The organism is Pseudomonas panipatensis, assembly GCF_900099785.1.
Lineage (GTDB): Bacteria > Pseudomonadota > Gammaproteobacteria > Pseudomonadales > Pseudomonadaceae > Pseudomonas > Pseudomonas panipatensis.
The window spans coordinates 80,300-102,908 of record NZ_FNDS01000012.1; the positions used below are offsets into that span (position 1 = coordinate 80,300).

Here is a 22,609-nt window from a genome sequence, read left to right on the forward strand (position 1 = left end):
GCTCTGCGAAACAAGATGTCGAAATCGATGGTATGCGATAGGCTTTTACCGTGCAACGGCGGCGCACGTTGCTGTTCGCCGGGGGCCGATCTGCTATCGTTCGCCCGCGCCGGGCGCCGCTCCGGCTCCCTTTTCTTCCCAGCCGAGGCAGCATGAGCGACGACGTCGAAGACAGCAGCAATCCCAAGGACCGCAAGTTCGTCGAGGCCCTGGCCCGCGGCCTGGATGTGCTGCGCGCTTTCACCCACGGCTCGGTGGTGCTCGGCAACCAGGAAATCGCGCGGATCACTGGGCTGCCCAAGCCGACCGTGTCGCGCATGACCTACACCCTGACCAAGCTCGGCTACCTCAGCTACTCGCAGCAGCACGAGAAGTACCAGCTCGATTCCGGGGTGCTGGCGCTGGGCTACGCCTACGTCTCCAACCTGCGCGTGCGGCAACTGGCCAAGCCGTACATGGAGGCCTTCGCCAAGCGCACCAACACCACCGTCGGCCTGACCTGCCGCGACTGGCTGTCGATGATCTACGTGGAAAACTGCCGCCCGCCGGAGGCCACCTCCCTGCGCATGGACGCCGGTGTGCGCCTGCCGCTGGCCACCACCGCGGCAGGCCGTGCCTACCTGGCGGCGACCCCGGAGCAGGAACGCGAGCATCTGCTGCAAGCCCTGGAGGCGCGCTATGAGGGCGACTGGGCAGCCCTGCGGGCGTCCCTGGAGGCCTCTTTCGCCGAGTACCGCGAGCACGGCTTCTGCCTGTCCCTCGGCGACTGGGACCGCAACGTCAAGGCCGCCGGCGTGCCGCTGCGCCTGGCCGACGGCAGCCTGATGGCGCTCACCTGCGGCGCGCCCTCCTTCCAGCTCAGCGAGGAAACCCTCAAGGGTTCCCTGGCCCATGAGCTGGAAATGCTCGCGCGGGATATCGAAAGCCTCGGCGCCTGAGGGTCGCCTCTTACGCCACCTCCATCAGCTTGGCGTAGGCCTTCAGGTGGTGGTGGTCGTCGCCCAGTTGGTGGCTGAGCATCACCAGGCGCTTGGCGTGGTGCGCCAGCAGGTACTCCCAGGTCATGCCGATGCCGCCGTGCAGTTGGATCGCCTGTTCGGCGATGTAGCGCCCGGCGCGGGTGACGATGAACTTGGCCGCCGCCAGGGTGCGGCTGCGTTCGGCGCTGTCCGGCTGGTCGGCCACGCAGGCGGCGAGGATGGCCATGCTGGTGGCCTGTTCCAGCTCGCTGCGCATGTCCACCATGCGGTGCTGGAGGACCTGGAACTTGCCGATCGGCACGCCGAATTGCTTGCGCGTCTTCAGGTAGTCCAGGGTCAGGTCGCAGGCTTCCTGCATGCTGCCCAAGGCTTCCGCGCATTGCGCGGCGATGGCCCGGCCCTGCTGGTAGCGCAGCGCTGCCAGGGCCTCTCCGGGCTCGCCCAGGGCTTCGCCGACGGCACCGTCGAGGAACAGTTCACAGGCCTTCTGGCCATCGATGGTCGGGTAGTCGCGGCGGCTGACGCCGGGCTGCGACGGATCGACCAGGAACAGGCCGATGCCCGCCTCGTCGCGCGCGCCGCCGCTCACCCGCGCCGACACCAGGATCGCCGTGGCGCTGTGCCCGCCGATCACCACCGCCTTGCGTCCGCTGAGCGTCCAGGTGTCGCCGGTCGCTTCGGCGCGGGTCTGTACGTCGTGCAGTTGGTAGTGGCTCTGCGGCTCTTCCAGGGCCACGGCGAGCTGCGCCTCGGCGCTGGCGATGCGCGGCAGCCAGTGCGCCTGCTGTGCCGGACTGCCGAGCTGGGCGAGCAGCCCGCCGGCGTGGATCACCGATTGCAGGTAGGGTTCCAGGCACAGGCCGCGGCCCAGTTCGGTGAGGATCAGCAGGCTTTCCACACCGCCGCCGCCGAAGCCGCCGTGGGCTTCGCCGAAGGGCACGGCGGTCAGTCCGAGTTCGCCGAGCTGGCGCCAGAATTCGGCGCTGTAGCCCAGCTCGCTGGCGGCGAAGCGCTGCCGCTGTTCGAAGCCATAGGCGTCACGCACCAGGCGCGCCGCGGTGTCCTGCAGCATCTGCTGCTCTTCGCTGAGTTTGAAGTCCATGGTCGGTCCGTCCTCACAGCTCGAGAATCATCTTCGAGACGATGTTCTTCTGGATTTCGTTGGAGCCGCCGAAGATCGACAGCTTGCGCAGGTTGAAGTACTGGCTGGCCGGCGCCGTCGCGTAGTCGGCGTGCAGCGGCTCGGCCTGGCCGGCGAACTCCTCCTCGATGAAGGGCAGCGCGTAGGGGCCGAGCACCTTGCGCAGCAGGTGGCTGATGGCCTGGCGGATCTCCGTGCCCTTGACCTTGAGGATCGAGCTTTCCGCCCCCGGCACGCCGCTTTCGCGGGCCGCGGCGAGGATGCGCAGGGTGCTCATCTCGATGGCCATCAACTGCATCTCCAACTCGGCGACCTGGGCGCGGAACAATGGGTCGTCGAGCATCGGCCGACCGTCGCACAGCTCGCGGCTGGCGACGCGCTTGAGGTGGCCGAGCACCGCCTTGGACGCGCCGATGCCGGCCAGCCCGGTGCGCTCGTAGGTGAGCAGGTACTTGGCGCAGGTCCAGCCCTCGTTCTCGCGGCCGACCAGGTTTTCCAGGGGCACCCGCACGTTGTCGAAGAACACCTCGTTGACCTCGTGCTCGCCGTCCAGGGTGATGATCGGCCGTACCGTGATGCCGGGGGATTTCATGTCGATCAGCAGAAAGCTGATGCCGCGCTGCTGCTGCGCCTCGGGGTCGGTGCGGACCAGGCAGAAGATCCAGTCGGCGTGCTGGCCGAGGGTGGTCCAGGTCTTCTGGCCGTTCACCACATAGTGCTCGCCGTCGCGCACCGCGCGGGTCTTCAGCGAGGCCAGGTCGGAGCCGGCGCCCGGTTCGGAGTAACCCTGGCACCACCAGTCGCTGCCGTCGAGGATGCGCGGCAGGAAGCGCGCCTGTTGCGCCGGGGTGCCGAACTTGATGATCACCGGAGCGACCATGTTGACGCCGAAGGGGATGGTGCGCGGCGCCCCGTGGGCGGCGCACTCCTCCTCGAAAATGTGTTTCTGCACGGCATTCCAGCCAGTGCCGCCGAACGCTTCCGGCCAGTGCGTGGCGTACCAGCCCTGCGCGCTGAGCGCGCGCTGCCAGCGCTGGTGGTCCTGTTTGCTCAGCGGCTTGCCGAGGCGCACCTTGGTGCTGATGTCGTGGGGCAGCTTGTCCTGCAGAAAGGCGCGGACTTCGTCGCGGAAGGCCAGCTCCTCGGGGGTGAAATGCATGTCCATGGTGGGCTCCTTAGAGATCGGCGAAGCGGCGGCCTTCGGCCACCAGGCGTTCGAGCAACGGGGCCGGCTGCCACCAGGCACCGAAGCGCTGGTGGAACTCGCGGATGCGCTGCAGCACGTGCTCCAGGCCGAGGCTGTCGGCATAGAACAGGGGGCCGCCGCGCCAGGACGGGAAGCCGTAGCCATTGAGGAAGATCAGGTCGATGTCGCTGGCGCGCTGGGCGATGCCTTCGTCGAGGATCTGCGCCGCCTCGTTGATCAGGGCGAACAGGCAGCGTTCGACGATGTGTTCATCGCTCAGCGGCTGGCGCCGGATGCCGCGCAGGGCGGCGGCCTGTTCCAGCATCGCCGGCAGTGCCGGGTTGTCCTGCGGCGCGCGGGCGCCGTCCTGGTAGCGGTAGAAGCCGACGCCGCTCTTCTGTCCGAGCATGCCGGCGGCGAACAACTGGTCGAGCACGGTGGGCAGGGTCTGCCCGGGCTTGAGCCTGGGCCGCTGGCCCTCGCGGATCGCATGGCTGATGTCCAGCCCGGACAGGTCGCGCACCGCCAACGGCCCCATGGCCATGCCGAAGTCGCGCAGGGCCTTGTCCACCTGCGCCGGGCTGGCGCCCTCCTCCAGGAGGAATTCGGCCTGACGGCCGTACTGGAAGATCATCCGGTTGCCGACGAAGCCGTCGCACACGCCCACCGCGACCGCGACCTTCTTCAGGCGCTTGCCGAGGTGCATGGCGCTGGCCAGTACCTCGGCGCTGGTGGCCTTGCCGCGCACCACTTCGAGCAGGCGCATGACGTTGGCCGGGCTGAAGAAGTGCAGGCCGACCACGTCCTGCGGGCGCTGGGTGAACGCGGCGATCTGGTCGAGGTCGAGCGACGAGGTGTTGCTGGCGAGGATGGCGCCGGGCTTGCACACCGCGTCGAGGCGCGCGAACACCTGGCGTTTCACTTCCAGGCTCTCGAACACCGCCTCGATCACCAGGTCCACGTCGGCCAGGGCGGCGTCGTCGAGCACGCCCTGGAGCAGACCGAGGCGCTTGTCCCTGGCCTCGGCGCTCAGGCTGCCGCGTTCGACGCTGGCCTGGTAGATCGCGCGCGCCCGTTGCAGAGCGCGTTCGAGGGCGGCGCCATCGATCTCCAGTAGCTTCACCGGGATGCCGACATTGGCGAAGCACAGGGCGATGCCAACCCCCATGGTGCCGCCGCCCACCACCGCCGCGCTGCGCACCTCGCGCAGCGGCGTGTCGGCCGGCAGGCCGGCGATCTTCGCCGCTTCGCGCTCGGCGAAGAAGCTGTGGATCAGCGCGGCGCGCTGCGCAGACGCCAGGCATTCCTGGAACAGCTCGCGCTCGCGCTTCAGGCCCTCGGCCAGGGGCAGGCGGGTGGCGGCTTCCACCGCCGCCACGCAGCGCAGTGGCGAGAACAGACCGGGCTGGCGCTTCTGCACCTCGGCGTGCTTGGCGGCGATCAGCGCGGCGCAGTCTTCGTCCGGCAGATGCGCCTGGCGCTCACCCGTGCGGCGCGGCCCGCGGCCTTCCGCGATCAGGCGGCGGGCGTAGGCCAGGCCGGCGTCGGCGAGGTCGCTGTCGAGCAGCTCGTCGACGATGCCCTGTTCCACCGCCTGGGCCGCGCCGATGGGCGCGCCGGAGACGATCATCTCCAGGGCCTTGGCCACGCCGGCCAGGCGTGGCAGGCGTTGGGTGCCGCCGGCGCCGGGAAGCAGGCCGAGTTTCACTTCGGGCAGGCCGACCTGGGCAGTGGTCGTGGCGATGCGGTAATGGCAGGCCAGGGCGACTTCCAGACCGCCACCCAGGGCGCTGCCGTGGATCACCGCGACGCTCGGCTTGCTCGCGGCTTCGATAGCTTCCACCAGCTCCGGCAACGAGGGCGCCTGCGCAGGCTTGCCGAACTCCTTGATGTCAGCGCCGGCCATGAAGGTGCGCCCCTCGCAGAGCAGCACCACGGCCCGCACCGCGGCATCCGCCTCGGTTGCGCGAAAGGCCGCGAGCAGCCCGGCGCGTAGCGCCAGGCCGAGAGCGTTGACCGGGGGATTGTCGACCTTGATCAGGGCCACGTCGCCATGACGCTCGACCCGCACCACTTCGGGCATGTCAGCCTCCGTCGTTGATTTTTGTTGTTTAACGGAACCTTGTTTCGCTGTGCAGAATATAAAGATCACTGAGGCTTGTCGAGCGTGCTGCGAGCGGATCATTCGGACGCGAGCCCTGCTGGCTGTCGCGAGGGGGGATCAGGCCGCCTGGGGCAGCGACCTGAGGTCAAGGGCGATGGCGGGCGAGTGCGCACGCTGGCTGGGCGTGACCCGTCTCGGCGGAGGCTTCGTCTAGCGCCCGTGCGTCGCCCAGGCCAGCGTCGGCTCCGCGCATGGCCGAGAGCGCCAGCGAGGCCCGCGGCTGCGCCCGGCGCGATCCTTAATCGCACCGCGGCAAGCGTCGCCTGATCCTCGGAAACCCGCAAAATAGACGTATCGGATACTTGCACCAGCGCTGTCGGCTGGAGAAGCTTGCCGCGCTCGCAAAGGGGCTGGCGGGTTCGACGCCACGGCCAACGGTCCGAACGCCCCTCACCTTTCAAGGAAAGACCATGAACCGCCAACCTACGGCCGTCACCACCGGATGTGTGCAGGCCGCGCCAAAGATTTTCACCGTGCTGGTGTTCTACCCCCACGGGAATCAGGTCAGTTGCAAGACCAGCTACGTCGCAGCCAATGACGCGGCGCAGGCGGAGCAGGTCTGGTCAGCGCACTACTACCACCATGCTCCCGCCAGCGACGTGAACGGGCACAGCGTCTACATCGCCAGCGATGCCTTCGCCGAGCCTTGTCTGGCGCCCGGCGCCTTGATGGAAATGATGACCGCTTGCCAGTTCAGGGCCTGGGAAGACCAGGTCCGGCGTGGCACTGAAACGTCGGCGGACGGGGTGCGGCGCCCGGCCTGGCGCAAGGTCCAGGCCCGCTAGGGCGCCGCGGCTTGGCGGCTAGGGTGCCGGGCGGCGCATGCCGATGTGCGGGATATCGTCTTCCAGATAGACCTCGCCCACCGCGCTGAAGCCGTAGCGGCCGTAATAGCCTTGCAGGTGCGCTTGCGCCGACAGGTAGAGCGGATGGTTCGGCCAGCGTTGCGCGGCCTGTTCCAGCGCGCGTTCGAGCATTTGATGGCCGAGGCCCTGGCCGCGCGCGGTGGCGGCGCTGATGACCCGGCCGATCACCACGTCGCCGCCATGGCGACTGGGATCGAGCAGGCGCAGGTAGGCCAGCAGATGCTCGCCAGCGTGCCCCAGCAGATGGCAGGTATCGCCAATCAGGTCGAGGCCGTCGATGTCCTGGTAAGGGCATTGCTGCTCGACCACGAACACCTCGCAACGCAGGCGCAGGATGGCGTACAGCTCTTCTTTGCTCAGTTGGCTGTGGTGCTTGCAGGTCCAGGTCAATTGCATGGCGCGCCTCTCCTGAGGGCAGCGAACGGGATCGCCTATCTTCGCAGAGTCAGGGTCCTTGCACAGCCGACGCGGGACGCGCCGCCAGCATGCCGCCGAGGTGCCGGCGCAGCGCCTCGATGGCCACCTTGACCTTGGCTGGCTGGGCATCGCGGCGCGGGGTGACCGCGTAGATGCCGATGCTCGGCAACGACCAGCCCGGCAGCAAGCGTTGCAACCTGCCCTCCTCCAGCGCGTCGCGCACCTCCGGCTCCGGCTGCACCGAGACACCCAGGCCGTCGAGGGTGAACTGGCGCAGGGCGATCATGCTGTTGGCGGCCACCCGGGGTTCCGGGCGTAGCTTGCAGGTCTGCCCGGCCGGGCCGTCGAACTGCAATTGGATGCCATGGCTGTAAGTGTTCAGCGACAGCCAGTCGAGTCCCAGCAATTGCTCCGGATGCTCCACCGGGCCGTAGCGGCGCAGGTAGGACGGCGCGGCGCAGACCAGGTTGTTCCACTCCGCCAGATGGCGCGCCACCAGGCTGGAGTCGGCCAGGTTGCCGACCCGGATGGCCAGGTCGATACGTTGTTCGATGAGGTCGATCTGTTCGTCGTGGAAGAACAGTTGCAAGCGCAGTTGCCGGTGATTTTCCAGCAGCGGCCGCAACGCTTCGGTGATCAGCTTGCCGGAGAAACCCACCGGTGCCGCCAGGCGCAGTTCGCCGACCGGTGCTTCGCGCCATTCGCCGAGGCGTTGCTCGGCCTCTTCGGCGATCGCCAGCATTTGCGCGCAACTGCGGTAGAACACCTCGCCGGCTTCGGTCAGGGTCAGCTTGCGGGTCGTGCGGTGCAACAAGGTGACCTGGGCCTGGGTTTCCAGCTTGCGGATCTGCTGGCTCACCGCCGACGGCGTCATGCCAAGGGCCTCGGCAGCGGATGCCATGGAGCCGCGGGCAACCACGGTGGCGAAGATGGCCATGCCTCTGAGATTGTCCATTGTGAAGTTCCGCTTAAGAGTGAAAGGCAAAATAGCCGGTTTTTCCCGCGCTTTCTTCTTTCTAGGATGCGCTGCCTGTCAAAGGAGAAAAACCATGCTGACATCCCACGCCGATGTGACGACTCCCGATGGCGCCCGCTACCTCAAGCGCCTGTGCAACCATTTCGCCCACAAGCTGCCGGTCGAGTTGAACGAAGACCGGGGCGTGCTGCGTTTCGACTTCGGTACCTGCCGCTTGCTCGCCGATGCGCAGGCGTTGCACCTGGAAGCCGAGGCGGCGGATAGCGAGGCGCTGGCGCGCCTGCAACAGGTGGTGGTCAGCCACCTCGATCGCTTCGCTTGGAAGGAAGGGCAACTGCCGGTGGCGTGGCGCTGAGCGCAGCACCCTACCCCCTTTCGCCATCACCCCTCGCAGGGCTGGCCCGTTGCGTCGCTCGCGCGACAACTGACCGCCCTCCGCCACTGACCCGCGCCAGGCACCGACTGGCGCTGGCGCCCGCACCCGCGGCACTGCGCCGGGCCGGCTAGCGCTGGGCTTCCTGGCGCCGCCTGGCCCCCTCCCGCTGCCGCTCGCGTTCCTCTTGCTGCTGGCGTTGCGTTTCCGCCCATTGGCGCTGGCGTTCTTCCACCTGCCGATGCTGTTCTTCCTGCCACAGGCGCTGCTTCTCGGCACTCAGGTGCTGCTGCTCCAGCCAGCGTTGCTGCTCTGCCTGCTGGTGTCGCTGTGCCTCCTCGTGTTGCTGCTCTTCACGGCGCCTGTGCTGTTCCAGGAACTGGCGTCGCTGGTCTTCCTGGCGAAGCCGTTGCTGCTCCTGCTGCAGGCGCTGTTGCTCCTGCCATCGCTGTTGTTGTTCGACGCCAGCGCCCGTCCAGGCTGGAACCGCCGTGGGTAACAGGCACAAGCAAAGCGCGAGGTGGCGGACTTTAGTGGTCATGTTCATCAAGGCATTTAATCAAGGATGGCGAGGCTGGCCGGCCAGGGTGCCGGGATTGAAAACACCGGGGACAGTCAGCGGGCAGCGCTGTCGGCAGGAAAGAGCGCTCGGTGGCACTGAAAAACTGAACTGGATGATTCGGTCATAAGCAGCTCGATGATGCCAATCATGAACTTGGCATGACCGAAACAGAGGCTTCGGACAAATCTGTCGATTCATGGTTATTCAGATAAATCAATACTTTGAAACATCTTGTAACCATGCGGCCACTTTCAGGCCGGGTTATCCACAGAATCGATGCGCAAAATTTGTACATCTCGCCCTTTGACCCGGTAGGCGGCCTGGTACGGCCAGCGCTCGATGAGCCATTCGCGCACGCCGGGTACCTCGCTGGGCCGGCCCGCGCTGCTCTGGGTCGAGTCCAGCAGCGCCTGCACCTGGCCGACGATGTCCTGGATGGCTTTGAGCGCTTTCTCCGGGCCGATCAACACCACGTAGTGGTCGTACAGCCCGTCCAGGTCGGCGGCTGCCTTGTGCGTCCATAGCAGGCTCATGCCAGCCCCCACTTGGCTTCGATTTCCGCGTGTTCCAGCAGATGCCCGGCATTGGCGTCGGCCAGCCCTTCGTCGATGGCCGCGACGTGCCAGCTCTGCCGTTCGAGGTACTGCGCCAGGGCCTGGCGCAGGTGATACGGGCGGTCTCGATGGGTGGCGCGGGCCAGTTGGTCCAGCGCCACGACCAGGCTGTCATCGGCGCGGAAGGAGATTACGGTGGTCAATTTCTGAGCAGCTCCGTTTACGCTGTATACAGAGTTTACAAAGATAACATGGGTATACAAATCAATCACTTGGAAGTTGTCTGAGGGTTTAGGAGGCGTCACTGAGCGTCGCCGTGGATTGCGCCGGGTGCGCTGCCGATGAGGCGCATCGGTTGATGCGCCGGCACGTGCCGCGCATGCTGGGTGGCAATCAGGTCTGCACGAGGAGCCGAGGATGGACGGCGAGCTGTCGATGCGCCTGCGCGCACTGCACGAGCAGGGCTATGTGCTTATCCCCGGGGTGCTGGATGCCGCGCAGGTTGGCGAGGTACGCGGGCTGATCGACGCCTTGCGGCCGCTGCATTGGGACTACGAGGGCCTGGTCGATCACTACAAGTGTGTGTTCAACCGTTCGCCTCGCTGGCTGCCCTACCTCGATCCGCCAGGTCTGATCGAGCTGGCCGAACTGGCCCTGGGCACCGATTGCCAAGTGATCGGCCAGACCGCCTGGCGCTGCCACCCCGGCTTCATCGGCGCGGAAATGCACCTGGACTACCTGCCCATGGCCCTGCCGGAATCGCTGCTGCGCGATAGCGGATTCCAACTGCCAATGTTCATCTGCACGGCGCAGATCTATCTCGATGACATCGACGAACAGCTCTGCCCGACCTGGGTCATTCCCGGCAGCCACCGGGCCGGCCGTGCGCCGGCCACGACGGAGCATGAGTGGCAGGGGAATGCCGCGCTGCCGATACTCTGCCGCGCCGGCGATGCCTTGCTGTTCCGCAGCGAGCTATGGCATGCGGGGAGCCGCAACCTGAGCCAGCGCACGCGCTATCTGCTGCAGGTGCACTACGGCCGGCGCATGGTGGCGCAGAAGTTCTCGCCCTATCTGGCCTGGCGTTTCGACCCGCGGGTGCTGGCTGCCTGCACACCACGTCAGCGGCGCCTGCTGGGCGATCATGAGGCCGCGGAATACGACTGAGGAGGTTGGTATGGAGGCAATACACCAGGGCGGCTGCCTGTGCGGCGCGCTGCGTTATCGGATCGACGCGGCGCTGGACGATGTCGCGCACTGCCATTGCTCGCTCTGCCGACGCAGCAGCGGAGGTATCGTGGTGACCTGGGCGACGCTGCCCCGCACCGCGTTCCAATGGCTGGCCGGGCGCCCAGCCAGCTACGAGTCGACGCCTGGCAACTGGCGGCGGTTCTGCGGCCACTGCGGCACCCAACTGGTATTCGAGAGTGAGCAGAGTCCCGATAGCCTGGACGTGACCATCGCCAGCCTCGATCACCCCGAACGAGTGCCGGCGCAGCGGCATATCTGGGTGAAAAGTCGCCTGCCCTGGCTGCACCTCGACGAGCAGCTACCGGAGGAGCAGGAGGAGCAGTTGTAGCTCTCCAGAAGCGCCTTGCGCTTGCGCGGGCGGCGCATGCCGACTCAGGGCAATTCGAAGCCGCCGGCGGCCTTGTGCAGTGCGCGCAGATGGGTGCCGAGCTGTTTGAGGTTGCTCTCCAGCGCAGCCAGTTCGGCGCGCCGCTCGGGCACCAGCAGTGCGCGGACTTCCTGATCGAGGCTGTCGCTGAGTTGGCGCAAGCGCGCCTGGCGCGCCTGGGTCTGCTGTTCGAGGTGCGCTGACTCGCCGGGTTGCGGCAGGCCATAACCTGTGTCGAGCAGTTCCGCCGGCTGGCTGAGGAAGCCACTGTCGTCGAGGATCTGCTGCAAGGTCTTGCCGGCGGCGACCAACTTGGGATCGCTGTGGATATCTTCGCGCTGGCCGAGGTACAGGTGCTTGAGTTCGTCCTGGGCCAATTGCAGTTGGCGGCGCAACGAGGCTTGTTCGAGCAGCAGCAAGGCAGCGCTGGCGCGCAGGTCAGCCTTGGCGAACCAGGCGCGGCGCTCGGTGGCGGGCAGGGCCAGCCAATCCTCGACTCGTCGCTGCGGGATATCCAGGCGCTGGGTGATGACCGCGAACATCGCCTGGTAGCGGTCGCGGAAGGAGTCGAAGCGATAACCCAAGCGTAGCGCGCGCTTGGGATCGTCGAGCACGCTGGCGTCGGCCAGGCCGCGGTTCTCGAGGATTTCCAGCAGGCCATTGGGGGTGATGCTGTCGAGGTCCTGCAAGCGTGGATCGGACACGCCGCTGCGCAGCAGCTTGAGGGTTTCCACCGCACAGTTATTGGAAATGAAGTAGTAGTTGCCGTCGTAACTCCAGTGGCTCTGCACGGCGCGTTCGACCAGGGTATCGATCTGTGCGCGATCGAGCTTGAGCGGCACCGAGGCCAGGCTGCGCAGTTCGACCTTGGTGTATTCCTCGATGATCTGCGAGAGCGGCAGCACGAACAGTCGCGACGGGTAGGCGCCGGTCAGCCCCTCCCAGCTCGATAGCTGCAGGTCGCCGACGAAGGCGCGGTAGGACAGCACCAGATGCTGGTCCAGATCGAGGCGGCAGTCCGGGCCGCGCGGGCGGCCAGGGGCGCACACTACCAGGCGCAGCATGGCATGGCCCCAGCGGCTCACCCACTGGTCATTGGCTTCGGCGAGCAGGTAGTCGACCTCATAGACCCGCTCCGGATCGAGGTAGCCCAGCGGCTGGTGGGCGAAATCGCGGCCGGCGTTGAGGTAGGCGAGGCCGGATGCGCAGGACTGCCGCTGTGACCGCTCGCCGAAGCGCGCCGCGTAATATTGGTAAAGCGCCGGGCGGCGGCAGGCGTAGCTCGGATCGAGGACGAAGTACTCCATGTTCACCGCGACGAATTCGCGCGGGTTGCTCAGCTCGTAGCGGTCCGGGCTGCGCAGGATGAAGCGGTTGTCGGGATCGCGCAGACCGCGCTTGCCGGCCCGTTGTGGCCAGCCGGCGAGATCGAGCAGGCGCGGGTCGTCCGACAAGGTGAAGCGTCGTTCGGCCTGACCACGGCATTCGGCGCCCTCGCCGATCTGGCCGGTGCTCTCGCGTTGCTGGCTGCAGCGACGGATCAGGCGGGCCTCGGCCGGCGACCAGAGACGGCCACGGTCGTACAGGTGGGTCAGCTCATGGATGACCGTGGCGAGCAGCTCGCGCCGCAGGGTGCCGTGGCTGCGCCCGGTCTTGAGCGTTGCCGCGCTGCCATCGGTGAGCGCAGCGAGGTATTTGCGGTTGAGGGCGATGGCGCCGGGACGCATGGCTTCGCCGATGCCATTGCTCGGCAGGTCATCGCGCCACTCCACCTCGACGCGACGGTCCAGCGCCGCGCTGAAGGGCGTGGGCAGCAGCTGTTGGACGTCGTCGAGCAATCGCTCGCTGGCCTGGCGTTGTGCCGGGTTCAGACCGGCATCCTGAAGATCCAGGCGAAGCGCGGCATGGCTACTGGCGGCGGCGAACAGCGCGAATGCCGCCAGCCAGCGGCTCCCGCGGGGTATCACAGGGCGAGGATGGCTTCGGCCAGCTGCTGATCGGAAGCATCGCGCGCTTCCGGTACGCGTTCGCGCACCATCTTCATCGCCGCTTCCAGCTGCACGCCGCGGATGGCGCCTTCGCTGGCGACGAAGCTGGCGGCGTCGTCACGGGCTTCGCGGACCAGCTTCATGTCCCGCACCGAGGTGGTGGTGTCGGAGGTGAAGTTCAGGCTGCGATCGAGGGCGCGGGTGAGGATTTCGCTCAGGTGCACGACCGAGCGTGCCTGGGCGCCGGTGGCGCAGACAGCCAGCAGCAGACCAACGAGAAGGGGGCTCTTGGGAAAGGCGCTGAAACGCATGGGACTACTCCGAAATAGCAGCAGCGGCTGCCGGCTCACTTATTGGGCAAGAATCGCTTCGGCCAGTTCCCGATCGTTCGCCGCCAGCTCCGGATGCTGTTTGCGCAACCAGCGCAGCGCCTGTTCCAGGCGCGCTCCGCGCACCCGGCCGTCCGTGGCGACGAAGCTGGCAGCGTCGTCGCGGGCGGCACCGAGGAGTTTGTTCTCGAATGGCGTACTGGTGATTTTGCTGGTCACGTAGCTGCTGCGGGCGCCGAACATGGTGGTCTGGTCGAAGGCCAGCACGGGGGTGGCGACGCAGAGGCCGGTGAGCAGGAATAGCAGGATGCGCATGGACAATGGCGATCGGAAAAGCACAGCCGCCAAGGCTAACGGAATGCGCCCCGGAGAGCCAGAGCGCGGCGCTCGGCGGCCGCCAATGGCGACCGCGTCGAGCGGGGTCAGATGACCAGGATGGCCTGGGCCAGTTGCAGGTCGTTGGCGGCCAGGTTCGGCAGTTTGCCGCGGATATGCCGCAACGCCGCTTCCAGTTGCGCGCCACGCACGTCGCCACGGGTGGCGACGAAGGCGGCTGCATCGTCGCGCGCTTGCAGCACGATCTTGTCGTCGCGGAATGAGTGGGTGACATCCGTGGTGCCGTCCGAGGTGGCCTTGGTGGCATCGACCAGGGTGTCGGTAGTGACGATGAAGCTGCTGGCGAAGGCGCCACTGGCGCAGGTCAGCAGGGCGGCGGCGGTAAGCAGACGCAGACGATTCATGAAAAACGCTCCTTTCGGGTCGAACCAGCACGGCGGGGGCATCGTGCTTGCTCGCAGACTAACGGAGCCGGGCATGGGCGACCAGTGACGCAGCGCAGTGACTCAGCGCCAGAACGGTCTCGAAAGCTCCTCTGCGCGCTGGCAGTGGCTGATGCCGGCATCGGCCAATTCGCGGCCGCTCATCTCTGCCAGTTGGCGGCGTGTGCGGACGTTCTGGCGCCACTGGCGGAGAAGGCCGAACAGTTTCAGGTGCGGGCGTGCTGGCGATAGCAGGGGCAGGCTGCCCAGGGTGCGATCCATTGCGCTGTCCTCCGACCGCTGTGGGCCGTGCTGATGGCAGGACATGATTCCGCAGGCGGCCGACGACCGGCCAGTCACAGCCATCGCCGATTGTTCCGGGTCAGTTCGCGGGAGATCGTGACTGTACGGTTGCGCAGCGGGAGAACTGTGTTTGCCGACGCCAAGGCTTGCCAGACTGTTGCAGAACTGGTGCTATTCGCTCCTTATTCGAATAACAATCGGTCCGACCGGCCAGCAATGGATGCGTGGCGCAGGAGCGGAGCCTGTGTAGGTGTTATGGAAAGGCTCATTCTCATTGGCTCCAAGATCACCCAGGAGAGCATTCAGCACTCGCTGGGCAAGCCTGAATACAGTTACTACTTCCTGATGAAGGAGTTCATCCCGGCGTTGCGGCGCCTGGGAACCGTCATCGAGGTGAAACGCCTGGAGGAAGTGGACGCGCTGTTCGAGCAGCACAGTGCGTTGGGCAGGCAAGTGCTGTTCCTCAGCTTCAGCCCACCGCAGCAGACGCCGTTGGGGCTGCGCTGCCCGACGATTCCGCTGTTCGCCTGGGAGTTCGATAGCATTCCCGATGTGGCCTGGGAGGGCGACCCGCGCAATGACTGGCGGTATGTCTTCGAGCGGGTCCAGGGCTGCATCGCCACCAGCCGCGAAGCGGCCGCCCTGGTTGCGTCGGCCATGCACGAGCAGTTGCCGACCCTGGCCTTGCCGGCGCCCGTCTGGGATCGCTTCGCCGACCTCGGTTCGCCGCACGGCCATGCACCTTGCCGTTCCGCTCGCCGTTTTCCTTTCGCCGGCACCGTTATCGATAGCCCGGCCTTGGGGCTCAGCGCCGACGGCCTGGTCCGCCAGCCCGAGGAACATCCGGTTGCCGAGGTGGCGGCTGTGCCGCCGGTCGAGTCGCGCTGGCGGCATTACCGGCGACTCAGCCGGGCGCTCTTCGATGGTTGGAAGAGGGAAGTCCGCCGAGCGCCGGCAGCGCCAGCGGTTGCCCCGGTCGAGGCGCCGATCGCCGAAGTGGACTTGCGTGGCGTGGTCTACACGACGGTCTTGAACCCCGCCGACGGGCGCAAGAACTGGATCGACCTGATCACCGCCTTCTGCTGGGCGTTCCGCGACAACGCCGATGCCACGCTGGTGGTGAAGATGACCCATCACAGCCTGGAGCACTATCGGGTCGTGTTGATGACCTTGCTCTCGCGCCTGGCGCCCTTCGCCTGCCGGGTCGTCGTGCTGCACGGTTTCCTCGAAGATGCCCAGTATCGTGCGCTGGTGGCGGCGAGCGACTACTACGTCAACGCTTCGTCCTGCGAGGGCCTGTGCCTGCCGCTCATGGAGTTCCTCAGCGCCGGCAAGCCCGCTCTGGCGCCCAGGCACACGGCCATGGCCGACTACCTGGAGGCCGACATGGGCTTCCTGTTGCAGGGTGCCCTGGAGCCGACCTGCTGGCCGCACGACCCGACCGGGATGCTGGCCACGCACCGTTATCGACTCAACTGGCAGTCGTTGATGCAGGCCTTCCGCGACAGCTACGCCCTGGCCAGGGCGGATGCGCGGGGCTACACACAGATGTCCGCGAGCGCGTACGAAAAAATGCGAGCCTTCTGCTCGCTGCCGGTCGTGACGGGCACCCTGGATGCATTTCTCGACCAGGTCGCCGAGCGCGCGCGCGTCACGTCAGAGACCCAGACCCGGAGTGCCGCGACATGAGATTCCTGGTTCATTCCGAAGTGGGCGCCGCGCAGATCGCCAGCAGTCTCGGGTTGCCCGACTACAGCTACTACTTCGTGCTCAAGGAGTTTCTTCCGCTGCTGCGCGAGCTTGGCGAGGTCATCGTCGTCGAGCATCCGCAGGCGGAAGTCGATGCCCTTTACGAGCAGGCCCGCGAGCGTGGCGAGGCTTGCGTATTCCTCAGCTTCACGCCGCCGCACAAGACGGCGCAGGGGCTGCGTTGCCCGACGGTGCCGGTGTTCGCCTGGGAGTTCGATTCGATTCCCAACCAGTGCTGGCTGGACGACGAACGACAGAACTGGGCCGCCGTCCTGGCGGGTTGCGGCCAGGCCATCACCCACTCGAACCTGACCGTCGAAGCGGTCAGGAACGAACTGGGGGCTGACTATCCCATCCTTTCCATTCCCGCTCCCGTGTGGGACCGCTTCGCGCCGCTGCGCGAGAACGATCCGGGCCAGTCGTCCGCTATCGACACGGAGATCCGCGTGCGTTCCGGGGTGCTGATGGACAGCCACGATCTTTCCCTGGCGCCCTATATCCCTGATGCCGATGCGGTGGCCAGAGCGGTGGCCGATGCCCGTGAGCGCGAGCAGCCGGCTCAGCCGCCTGAACCACCCAAGGCGCCGGCGCAGGCGGCTGCGGTGGCGGCGGGCGAGTCGCGGCTGCGCATCACCTTGCGCTATCTGGTGGAGTGGTATCGCCTGGTTTGGCTTGACCTCCTGCGCCCCGCCGCCGGCGTGAGCGAGTCGGCGCCAGAGGCGCAGAGGCAGATGGAGCCGCCGAACCCGGTAGAGCCGGGTGGCTTGCCGGAACTGCCGGGGACGCTGAAGGACATGCCGGAATTACCCCTGGCCGAGCATTGCCTGAAATTGTCGGGGGTGGTCTTCACCGCGGTATTCAACCCGTATGACGGCCGCAAGAACTGGGTCGATATGCTGACCGCATTCTGCTCGGCGTTTCGTGACACTGCCGATGCCACGCTCTTGTTCAAGCTGGGTCACCACGACTACCAGTCGGCGATGAATGACATGCTCATGTGCATGGCGCGGATGCCTGCCTTCAAGTGCCGGGTGGTGCTGCTGCATGGCTTCCTGGACGGCGCCGATTACGCCGCGCTGATCCGTTCCACCGCTTTCGTCGTCAATGCCTCCCATGGCGAAGGGCAGTGCCTGCCGCTGATGGAGTTCCTCAGTTGCGGCAAACCGGCCGTCGCACCCTGTCATTCCGCGATGGCCGATTACATCGACGCCGATATCGCCTTCGTGGTCGACAGTTGGCTGGACGCCACCGCCTGGCCGCACGATCCACGGCTCGCCTATCGCACCTTGCGTCATCAGATCGACTGGGCCTCTCTGGTATCGGCCTATCGCGAAGCCTATCGAACCTTCATGGAAAACCCGGAGCGTTACCGGCAGATGGCCGCCGCCAGCGTGGCGCGCATGCGCGAGCATTGCTCCAGGGCCACTGCCGGTGCACGCCTGGCGTCGTTGCTGAAGCTGAACGAGAGGGCTGAAGCATGAGCCGGAAGGCCGGGTCGGGTCATCCGCCGTTTGGCTTGAATGCCGTTGTTTGAAGTTATCTAGGAGCCGAGATGCTGCAATTCATTAAGCGCCTGCAACGGCGAGCGCCTGACGTCGAGGCGCCTGCGCCTGCTGCTGTCGAACCTGCTGAAGATCTTTCCACGCTGACGGATACCTCTCTCAGTGGCTGGTTCAAGCAGGAGAGCGACGAACTGTTCGAGGGCTTCCCCATTCGCGCGGAGGACTCCGTTCTGGATATCGGCTGCGGCGATGGGCCCTTCGTGCAGTTCTGTGCGCAGCGCGGTGCGGAGGTCATCTTCGCCGACATCGATGGCGACAAGGTGGCCGCGGTCGAGCGTGCCCTGCAGGGCTCTGCCGCGCGCGCGATGCTGCCGCTGGTGACCGACGCGAATCCCATTCCCTTGCCAGATGCGCGGGTCAACAAGATCGTCGCGATGGAAGTGCTGGAGCATGTCGACGATCCCGCGCAGTTCATGAGCGAGCTGGTGCGGGTTGGCAAGCCGGGCGCGCAGTACCTGATCACCGTGCCCGATCCCCTGGGCGAAAGCGTGCAGAAGGAGTTGGCGCCGCCTGCCTATTTCGAGAAGCCCAACCACATCCGCGTATTCCAGCGTGAAGAGTTCGAGCGCCTGATCGAGGCGTCCGGGCTGGTCATCGAGCGCAGGACTCAATACGGATTCTACTGGTCCGTCTGGTGGTTCTTCTTCTGGGCCTGCAAGCAGGATCTTTCGCCGCCCTGGCATCCTCTGCTGGATAGCTGGACGCGGACCTGGAACCTGTTGCTGTCGATGGAAGACGGGCCGCGGATCAAGCGGGCACTGGACCGGGCGATGCCCAAGAGCCAGGCGATCATCGCGCGCAAGCCGTTGTGAGGTGCGTGTCGATGCCCGAAGTTGGCCCATCTCCCTCTCGCGGCGATGCTTGCGTTGGTCGCTATTACGTTCTAGCGGCCGTGGTGATCCTGGTTGCCGCGCTGTTAACCGTTCGACTTGGCATGGGATTCGAGTTCCCGATCCCCTGGAACGACGAAACGGCCTTCATAGCCCAGGCCTTCGAGTTCAGCCGCACCGGCAGCTTTTTCGTCTACGGGCTGAACAGCGAGCGGGTGCTGATGTGGATGCCGCCCGGTTACATGCTTTTGCTCGCCGCCGTCTTCAAGGTGTTCGGCTATAGCTTCGAGCTGGCTCGCTGGGTCTCTTGTTTCCTGTACCTCGGCGCCTTCGGCGTCGCGCTGGGAATACTGCGCCATTTGCAGTTCAGCGGTAGGTGGGCGATCGCCGCCCTCTTGCTGACTTTGATCGCCTTCCTCTCACCCTATTCGCTGGCGATCTCCAACCTCGCGCGTATGGAGGCCATGTATACCCTGGTTTTCCTCGCTTCGCTCCTGGCCATGCTGCGTGGGCGCTATGGGCTGGGACTGGCGTTGGTCCTGCTGGGTGCTCTGGTGCATTTCAACGCGGTTTACCTGTTGTTGCCCTATGCCGCCTTGGTGGCGTGGAAGATCCTCCGCCGGGAGGACCTGTCAATTGGTCCAGGCGAGTTGCTGGCGCTGGTGCTGGCGCTGCTGGCGCTAGCCGGCTATGGCGTGTTTGCGATCAAGCACATCGGCGGCTTCCTGGAAGATATGAAGTTCCAGTTCAGCTTCAAGTTGGGATCGCCGGTAATGGATGGCCCTTGGGGCTGGATGAAGGTGGCGGGCGTACTGTCAGTCGCGCTCGTTCAGCTGTGTCTACGCCGCCGCTTCGGTGAGGATGTCATCCTGACGCTTCACGCGGCTGCGTTTCTGGCGCTGGCGCTCAACGGGCACAACATGTGGTACAGCTTTGCCTTCGTCTTTGCCCTTTGGCTGCTGTTGCTGAGCCTGCTGGTCACCTATCTCGCCTTGGGCTCCCGCCAGGGCTGGCGATTGGTGACGGCCCTGCTCGCCGGGCTGCTGCTTTACCCGCTGGGTCAATACGCGTGGGCCAAGAACGCGCAATTCGCGCCGATGTGGCCACGCCTTGAACTCATGGGCCGGCATTTCCTGGCGCAGCAGGAATTAACCAAGATCAAAGCGTGGATCGCCCAACTACCGCCGGGTACTACGGTTTCCTTCGGCTACACCGGTGTGGAGCCGTTCTTCTTTACTGACTTCGCTCGCGCGGGGGCGTTGTGGAGTATTTCGGCGCACAGCATGGTGCAGGTCTTTCCCGCGCGCAGTAATGACTATCGGGTATTTTGCGACAGTGCATTGTTCCCGCCCTACCTGGCCAACTTTGATTGGGATGGCCACCCGCGCCGCAGTCAGGACAGTGGCTGTGTCATCTTCGCAAAGGGGCAGTAACCGAGTATGGGCGTGCGTAACCCACCCTTGGCCAGACGGTTAGCTGCCAATTGGCTATGGATACTGGTCGTATCAATGGTGGTGATGTTCACTTGGTGGACTGCTCGCTTCACGCTCGCGAACAGCTATTTCATCGCCGACGATTACGATCATTTTCAGTTGGCGGGGGCGCTTCCATTCGAAGAGTTCCTGCTGACCCCCATCGACGTTCACTTCGTTCCGTTGCACAGGCTGTTCAGTTACCTGCTGCTTAAGCTGGCGCCGCTCAACTTTTCATTGGCGGTGTGGCTTCTGATCGCATTTCAGCTCGCTTCGCTCCTGATGCTCTACCGGGTGCTGGAAAAAGTTCGCAAAGGTCCCTGGAATCCACCTTTGGTCCTGCTGTGCGCCTGTAACTCCGCGCTATTGCACCTGATCATCTGGTGGAGTGCCGGTATTCATCGGTTGCCCTACGTGCTATTGACGCTTGTCAGCTTGTTTTTCTACCTGAGATATCGTGAACGGCAGCGGCCGATCGAACTCATTGGTTGTTTTCTGAGTGCGATGATTGCCCTGGGCTTCTATAGCAAGGCGGTACTGATTCCCTTTTATGTGTTGGCGCTGGAGTTTTGCCTGAGCTGGCGAGAAGCGCTCAAGGCGTGGCGCCGTTATGTTCCGGGCGCGGTGTTGTTGTTACTGTCTCTGGCCTATGTCGGCTGGTACCTGAAGTTCGCTCCGGTGCAGCGCTCCGATGTGTCCACTTCTCCCGATGTCGCGCTGGAAATTACCGTAGCGTTCTTCCGCGTCCTGATGAACCTGGTGCTGTTGCGGGAGCTTTCGCAGTGGGGTCTCGTTGAGGCGCTGGTCGTGCTTTGCTGGAGCGCGCTGATACTCGTCACCTGTCTTCGGAAGCGCGAAAACGTTATCTATTGGTTGGCTCTTTTGGGCGTGCTAGCGCTGAACTTCCTCCTCATCGCGGGCTCGAGCCGGGGGCAATTGCTCGGCGCCTTTCTGGCGGGCGCGTTGCGTTATTACTATGAGGTGTTCTTCCTGGCGGCGATCTTCCTTTGCCTGATTCTGAACCCGGTGCCTGATGAGAGCCGGGGCGCCGCTCAGCGAGTGCAATCGAAGACATGGAGCGCTGCGGTTTTGATGTTCTGCCTTATCTATCCTCTTGCCGCTTACCACGCGGCGAAAGAAGCATTCGCGCATACCACAGGGCCGGTGCACAAGCAGGCCTCGCGCTACATGCGGACGCTATTGGCGAGCCTCGATGCCCTGCCTGCCGGGAGCGTCCAGGTAGCCGAGGGTAACCTGCCTCTCTACGTGTATGGGGACTGGTTGAAGGTCGCCAAGCCATATAGCCAGATCCTTCCGCTGCGCTATCCGAACATGCGATTCGTCCCTCATGAGCAGGCGCAGTATGAAATCGATCCGCAAGGGCAGGTCAGTGCCCTTGCGCCACATTGAGCAGGGGGCTTCGACTCAGGAGCGCAGTTCGTCGCCGCGTGCGTCAACGCTGTGGTTTGCTCTCTGCTGCTTAACTGCGCGGGCTATCCATGCCTTGCCCGGTAGTTCTATCCAGCGGTAGGTCAGCATCGAGTAGACCAGCAGGCTGCCCAGATAGATCGGGGTGAGAGCCGCATGGCTGAGTCCTAGGCTGGCCAGCCCGGTGTCGACGAGCATCAGTACGACCAAGTGGTTCAGGTAGATCGAGTAAGAAATGTTGCCCAGCCACTTCAGTCTGCGAATCAGACGGGCGAGTGGCCCTAGTTCCAACGCGAATACCAGTACCAAGGCAGTGAAAGCGAAGGGCGCGAATATATCCAGAGAGCGCATGTTGCCGTTACGTGCGAAGAACAGTGTCAGTGTGGCAAGGGTGACAATGCATTCCGCCATCAGGATCGTCAGGGGCTGCCATTCGATCCTGCGGGCCAGTAGCCAGCCTCTGTAAGCGAGGATGCCCAGTACGAAAGATGACCAGCCGCGCAGCAAGCCCGAATTGATCACCTGAAAGTAATTCTGGTAGGTGGTATCGATATGCCCGGTAAGGTTGAAGATGATCAGAAGGCCGGCAACGCTCATCAGCAGTAGGCCAATGCTGCTGGTGGTGCGGCGGATATAGCAGAAGAAGATCAGGTTCAGCCAGAACTCTACGGAGATCGACCAGCTCTGCACATTCCAAGTCTGGCCATGAGTGTTCAGGCCGATATTGTGGGTCATCGTAAGTTGCTGGATGAAGGTGAATAGCGTGCCGTCCGGGTAGCGCGGTATGTCTTTCACCAGCAATGTGTAGACTGCGGCGTAGCTGAGCAGGCCGAATAGGTGCATCGGATAGAGACGGGCCAGGCGGCTGATGACGAACCGGCCGCTGCTGATCGGCCTATCCGAGTACAGATAGCGGTGAGCCAGGATGAAGCCGCTGAGTACCAGGAAGAAATCCACTGCGAGGAAGCCGGCGAAGTTCAGCAGCCAATGGAAAAGGGCCACGGCGATGGCAGCGAGGCCTCGTAATCCGTCGAGTGCACTGAAGTGGAGTGTTTTGACCTTGTTGTCATTTATCTGCATTTGCATGGGGTCCTGGCCGTCTGGGTACTCGATGCGGCATGGATGGGCGGGCGGTAATTAGGACGGACGCTTGAACAGGCGCTCAGGATTCGGGTTGACGATGCTAACGATCAGGTGTCGGCGGCCAGGGCGAGTCAAGAACCTCTCGCGTCTTTGAATGGCCTGCTTCGGTGCCCATCATTACGCAATGGGCGCTGGTGTCGCTGCTGGTAAAGACCATGCTGTCAGCTCTTGCTCAAGATTGTTGTTTTTGGTTGCGATTGCTACCAATAG

General features: G+C 64.9%; 24 protein-coding genes. 11 read left to right on the forward strand and 13 right to left on the reverse strand.

Going from position 1 to position 22,609, the window contains the following annotated elements; translation table 11 throughout:
• The first annotated feature begins 152 nt into the window (after window positions 1–152).
• Window positions 153–938, forward strand: a complete 786-nt coding sequence (locus BLQ74_RS23355; protein ID WP_090267308.1) for an IclR family transcriptional regulator — start codon at window positions 153–155, stop codon at window positions 936–938.
• 10 nt (window positions 939–948) lie between these two features.
• Here the strand turns inward: BLQ74_RS23355 and BLQ74_RS23360 are convergent, their stop codons facing one another.
• Genes BLQ74_RS23360 through BLQ74_RS23370 form a run of 3 tightly spaced genes read right to left on the reverse strand, consistent with a single transcriptional unit; the run spans window position 949 to window position 5,390 of the window.
• Window positions 949–2,082 carry an acyl-CoA dehydrogenase family protein gene (locus BLQ74_RS23360; protein WP_090267311.1) on the reverse strand — a complete coding sequence of 378 codons (1,134 nt, stop codon included), beginning with the start codon at window positions 2,080–2,082 and terminating at the stop codon, window positions 949–951.
• 13 nt (window positions 2,083–2,095) lie between these two features.
• Window positions 2,096–3,286, reverse strand: a complete 1,191-nt coding sequence (locus tag BLQ74_RS23365) for an acyl-CoA dehydrogenase family protein (protein WP_090267314.1) — start codon at window positions 3,284–3,286, stop codon at window positions 2,096–2,098.
• Between the two features lie 10 nt (window positions 3,287–3,296).
• Complete coding sequence (locus tag BLQ74_RS23370) at window positions 3,297–5,390, reverse strand: 3-hydroxyacyl-CoA dehydrogenase NAD-binding domain-containing protein (protein ID WP_090267317.1); 2,094 nt, start codon at window positions 5,388–5,390, stop codon at window positions 3,297–3,299.
• A 491-nt stretch (window positions 5,391–5,881) separates the two neighbouring features.
• Here BLQ74_RS23370 and BLQ74_RS23375 point away from each other — a divergent pair, with 491 nt between their 5' ends.
• Entirely contained in the window at window positions 5,882–6,256 is a 375-nt protein-coding gene (locus BLQ74_RS23375) for a hypothetical protein (RefSeq protein WP_090267320.1), read from the forward strand.
• 18 nt (window positions 6,257–6,274) lie between these two features.
• Here the strand turns inward: BLQ74_RS23375 and BLQ74_RS23380 are convergent, their stop codons facing one another.
• Window positions 6,275–6,733 carry a GNAT family N-acetyltransferase gene (locus BLQ74_RS23380; RefSeq protein WP_090267323.1) on the reverse strand — a complete coding sequence of 153 codons (459 nt, stop codon included), beginning with the start codon at window positions 6,731–6,733 and terminating at the stop codon, window positions 6,275–6,277.
• 49 nt (window positions 6,734–6,782) lie between these two features.
• Complete coding sequence (locus BLQ74_RS23385) at window positions 6,783–7,709, reverse strand: LysR family transcriptional regulator (RefSeq protein WP_090267327.1); 927 nt, start codon at window positions 7,707–7,709, stop codon at window positions 6,783–6,785.
• Window positions 7,710–7,803: 94 nt separating this feature from the next.
• Between BLQ74_RS23385 and BLQ74_RS23390 the strand changes: the two genes are divergently transcribed.
• Window positions 7,804–8,085 carry a DUF2218 domain-containing protein gene (locus BLQ74_RS23390; RefSeq protein ID WP_090267331.1) on the forward strand — a complete coding sequence of 94 codons (282 nt, stop codon included), beginning with the start codon at window positions 7,804–7,806 and terminating at the stop codon, window positions 8,083–8,085.
• Between the two features lie 205 nt (window positions 8,086–8,290).
• Complete coding sequence (locus BLQ74_RS23395; protein WP_090267334.1) at window positions 8,291–8,602, forward strand: hypothetical protein; 312 nt, start codon at window positions 8,291–8,293, stop codon at window positions 8,600–8,602.
• 314 nt (window positions 8,603–8,916) lie between these two features.
• Here BLQ74_RS23395 and BLQ74_RS23400 read toward each other — a convergent pair whose 3' ends face one another.
• Together BLQ74_RS23400 and BLQ74_RS23405 are read right to left on the reverse strand one after the other, a co-directional pair.
• A complete protein-coding gene (locus BLQ74_RS23400; protein ID WP_090267337.1) occupies window positions 8,917–9,198 on the reverse strand; it encodes a type II toxin-antitoxin system RelE/ParE family toxin in 282 nt (93 codons plus the stop codon).
• Window positions 9,195–9,422, reverse strand: a complete 228-nt coding sequence (locus tag BLQ74_RS23405) for a CopG family ribbon-helix-helix protein (RefSeq protein WP_090267341.1) — start codon at window positions 9,420–9,422, stop codon at window positions 9,195–9,197. Before BLQ74_RS23405 ends, BLQ74_RS23400 begins: the two co-directional genes overlap by 4 nt.
• A gap of 214 nt (window positions 9,423–9,636) precedes the next feature.
• Between BLQ74_RS23405 and BLQ74_RS23410 the strand changes: the two genes are divergently transcribed.
• Together BLQ74_RS23410 and BLQ74_RS23415 are read left to right on the forward strand one after the other, a co-directional pair.
• Window positions 9,637–10,386 carry a phytanoyl-CoA dioxygenase family protein gene (locus BLQ74_RS23410; protein ID WP_090267344.1) on the forward strand — a complete coding sequence of 250 codons (750 nt, stop codon included), beginning with the start codon at window positions 9,637–9,639 and terminating at the stop codon, window positions 10,384–10,386.
• A gap of 10 nt (window positions 10,387–10,396) precedes the next feature.
• Window positions 10,397–10,798: a GFA family protein gene (locus BLQ74_RS23415; protein ID WP_090267347.1), complete on the forward strand. Its 402-nt coding sequence runs from the start codon at window positions 10,397–10,399 to the stop codon at window positions 10,796–10,798.
• A gap of 44 nt (window positions 10,799–10,842) precedes the next feature.
• Here the strand turns inward: BLQ74_RS23415 and BLQ74_RS23420 are convergent, their stop codons facing one another.
• The 5 genes from BLQ74_RS23420 to BLQ74_RS23440 all read right to left on the reverse strand — a co-directional run bounded on the left by BLQ74_RS23420 (window position 10,843) and on the right by BLQ74_RS23440 (window position 14,194).
• Window positions 10,843–12,801: a DUF7844 domain-containing protein gene (locus BLQ74_RS23420; protein ID WP_090267522.1), complete on the reverse strand. Its 1,959-nt coding sequence runs from the start codon at window positions 12,799–12,801 to the stop codon at window positions 10,843–10,845.
• On the reverse strand, window positions 12,801–13,136 hold the full coding sequence (locus tag BLQ74_RS23425; protein WP_090267349.1) for a DUF2388 domain-containing protein: 336 nt from the start codon (window positions 13,134–13,136) through the stop codon (window positions 12,801–12,803). The genes BLQ74_RS23420 and BLQ74_RS23425 overlap by 1 nt, the downstream gene beginning before the upstream one ends.
• 39 nt (window positions 13,137–13,175) lie before the next feature.
• Window positions 13,176–13,469 (reverse strand): DUF2388 domain-containing protein, encoded by a 294-nt coding sequence (locus BLQ74_RS23430; RefSeq protein ID WP_090267352.1) that lies wholly within the window; start codon window positions 13,467–13,469, stop codon window positions 13,176–13,178.
• A gap of 107 nt (window positions 13,470–13,576) precedes the next feature.
• Window positions 13,577–13,894, reverse strand: coding sequence for a DUF2388 domain-containing protein (locus BLQ74_RS23435; protein WP_090267357.1), 318 nt, complete (start codon window positions 13,892–13,894; stop codon window positions 13,577–13,579).
• 102 nt (window positions 13,895–13,996) lie between these two features.
• The gene (locus BLQ74_RS23440; protein ID WP_090267360.1) at window positions 13,997–14,194 is read right to left on the reverse strand and encodes a DUF1127 domain-containing protein; all 198 of its coding nucleotides are present in this window, start codon (window positions 14,192–14,194) and stop codon (window positions 13,997–13,999) included.
• 276 nt (window positions 14,195–14,470) lie between these two features.
• Here BLQ74_RS23440 and BLQ74_RS23445 point away from each other — a divergent pair, with 276 nt between their 5' ends.
• The 5 genes from BLQ74_RS23445 (at window position 14,471) to BLQ74_RS23465 (ending at window position 21,238) form a co-directional block, all read left to right on the forward strand.
• Complete coding sequence (locus tag BLQ74_RS23445) at window positions 14,471–15,904, forward strand: glycosyltransferase (RefSeq protein WP_090267363.1); 1,434 nt, start codon at window positions 14,471–14,473, stop codon at window positions 15,902–15,904.
• Window positions 15,901–17,445 carry a glycosyltransferase gene (locus tag BLQ74_RS23450; protein ID WP_090267366.1) on the forward strand — a complete coding sequence of 515 codons (1,545 nt, stop codon included), beginning with the start codon at window positions 15,901–15,903 and terminating at the stop codon, window positions 17,443–17,445. The genes BLQ74_RS23445 and BLQ74_RS23450 overlap by 4 nt, the downstream gene beginning before the upstream one ends.
• Window positions 17,446–17,516: 71 nt before the next feature.
• Window positions 17,517–18,338 carry a class I SAM-dependent methyltransferase gene (locus BLQ74_RS23455; RefSeq protein WP_090267370.1) on the forward strand — a complete coding sequence of 274 codons (822 nt, stop codon included), beginning with the start codon at window positions 17,517–17,519 and terminating at the stop codon, window positions 18,336–18,338.
• Between the two features lie 11 nt (window positions 18,339–18,349).
• On the forward strand, window positions 18,350–19,789 hold the full coding sequence (locus tag BLQ74_RS23460) for an ArnT family glycosyltransferase (RefSeq protein ID WP_170842858.1): 1,440 nt from the start codon (window positions 18,350–18,352) through the stop codon (window positions 19,787–19,789).
• A gap of 75 nt (window positions 19,790–19,864) precedes the next feature.
• Complete coding sequence (locus BLQ74_RS23465) at window positions 19,865–21,238, forward strand: hypothetical protein (protein ID WP_090267373.1); 1,374 nt, start codon at window positions 19,865–19,867, stop codon at window positions 21,236–21,238.
• A 15-nt stretch (window positions 21,239–21,253) separates the two neighbouring features.
• Here the strand turns inward: BLQ74_RS23465 and BLQ74_RS23470 are convergent, their stop codons facing one another.
• Window positions 21,254–22,336 carry an acyltransferase family protein gene (locus BLQ74_RS23470; protein ID WP_170842859.1) on the reverse strand — a complete coding sequence of 361 codons (1,083 nt, stop codon included), beginning with the start codon at window positions 22,334–22,336 and terminating at the stop codon, window positions 21,254–21,256.
• Between the last annotated feature and the right edge of the window lie 273 nt (window positions 22,337–22,609).

Coding starts and splice junctions, on each gene's coding strand:
- BLQ74_RS23455 (WP_090267370.1), top strand. CDS start 17,517: ATGCTGCAATTCATTAAGCGCCTGCAACGGCGAGCGCCTGACGTCGAG.
- BLQ74_RS23365 (WP_090267314.1), bottom strand. CDS start 3,286: ATGGACATGCATTTCACCCCCGAGGAGCTGGCCTTCCGCGACGAAGTC.
- BLQ74_RS23390 (WP_090267331.1), top strand. CDS start 7,804: ATGCTGACATCCCACGCCGATGTGACGACTCCCGATGGCGCCCGCTAC.
- BLQ74_RS23425 (WP_090267349.1), bottom strand. CDS start 13,136: ATGCGTTTCAGCGCCTTTCCCAAGAGCCCCCTTCTCGTTGGTCTGCTG.
- BLQ74_RS23360 (WP_090267311.1), bottom strand. CDS start 2,082: ATGGACTTCAAACTCAGCGAAGAGCAGCAGATGCTGCAGGACACCGCG.
- BLQ74_RS23415 (WP_090267347.1), top strand. CDS start 10,397: ATGGAGGCAATACACCAGGGCGGCTGCCTGTGCGGCGCGCTGCGTTAT.
- BLQ74_RS23410 (WP_090267344.1), top strand. CDS start 9,637: ATGGACGGCGAGCTGTCGATGCGCCTGCGCGCACTGCACGAGCAGGGC.
- BLQ74_RS23370 (WP_090267317.1), bottom strand. CDS start 5,390: ATGCCCGAAGTGGTGCGGGTCGAGCGTCATGGCGACGTGGCCCTGATC.
- BLQ74_RS23385 (WP_090267327.1), bottom strand. CDS start 7,709: ATGGACAATCTCAGAGGCATGGCCATCTTCGCCACCGTGGTTGCCCGC.
- BLQ74_RS23355 (WP_090267308.1), top strand. CDS start 153: ATGAGCGACGACGTCGAAGACAGCAGCAATCCCAAGGACCGCAAGTTC.
- BLQ74_RS23375 (WP_090267320.1), top strand. CDS start 5,882: ATGAACCGCCAACCTACGGCCGTCACCACCGGATGTGTGCAGGCCGCG.
- BLQ74_RS23380 (WP_090267323.1), bottom strand. CDS start 6,733: ATGCAATTGACCTGGACCTGCAAGCACCACAGCCAACTGAGCAAAGAA.
- BLQ74_RS23460 (WP_170842858.1), top strand. CDS start 18,350: ATGCCCGAAGTTGGCCCATCTCCCTCTCGCGGCGATGCTTGCGTTGGT.
- BLQ74_RS23465 (WP_090267373.1), top strand. CDS start 19,865: ATGGTGGTGATGTTCACTTGGTGGACTGCTCGCTTCACGCTCGCGAAC.
- BLQ74_RS23440 (WP_090267360.1), bottom strand. CDS start 14,194: ATGGATCGCACCCTGGGCAGCCTGCCCCTGCTATCGCCAGCACGCCCG.
- BLQ74_RS23430 (WP_090267352.1), bottom strand. CDS start 13,469: ATGCGCATCCTGCTATTCCTGCTCACCGGCCTCTGCGTCGCCACCCCC.
- BLQ74_RS23470 (WP_170842859.1), bottom strand. CDS start 22,336: ATGCAGATAAATGACAACAAGGTCAAAACACTCCACTTCAGTGCACTC.
- BLQ74_RS23450 (WP_090267366.1), top strand. CDS start 15,901: ATGAGATTCCTGGTTCATTCCGAAGTGGGCGCCGCGCAGATCGCCAGC.
- BLQ74_RS23400 (WP_090267337.1), bottom strand. CDS start 9,198: ATGAGCCTGCTATGGACGCACAAGGCAGCCGCCGACCTGGACGGGCTG.
- BLQ74_RS23445 (WP_090267363.1), top strand. CDS start 14,471: ATGGAAAGGCTCATTCTCATTGGCTCCAAGATCACCCAGGAGAGCATT.
- BLQ74_RS23435 (WP_090267357.1), bottom strand. CDS start 13,894: ATGAATCGTCTGCGTCTGCTTACCGCCGCCGCCCTGCTGACCTGCGCC.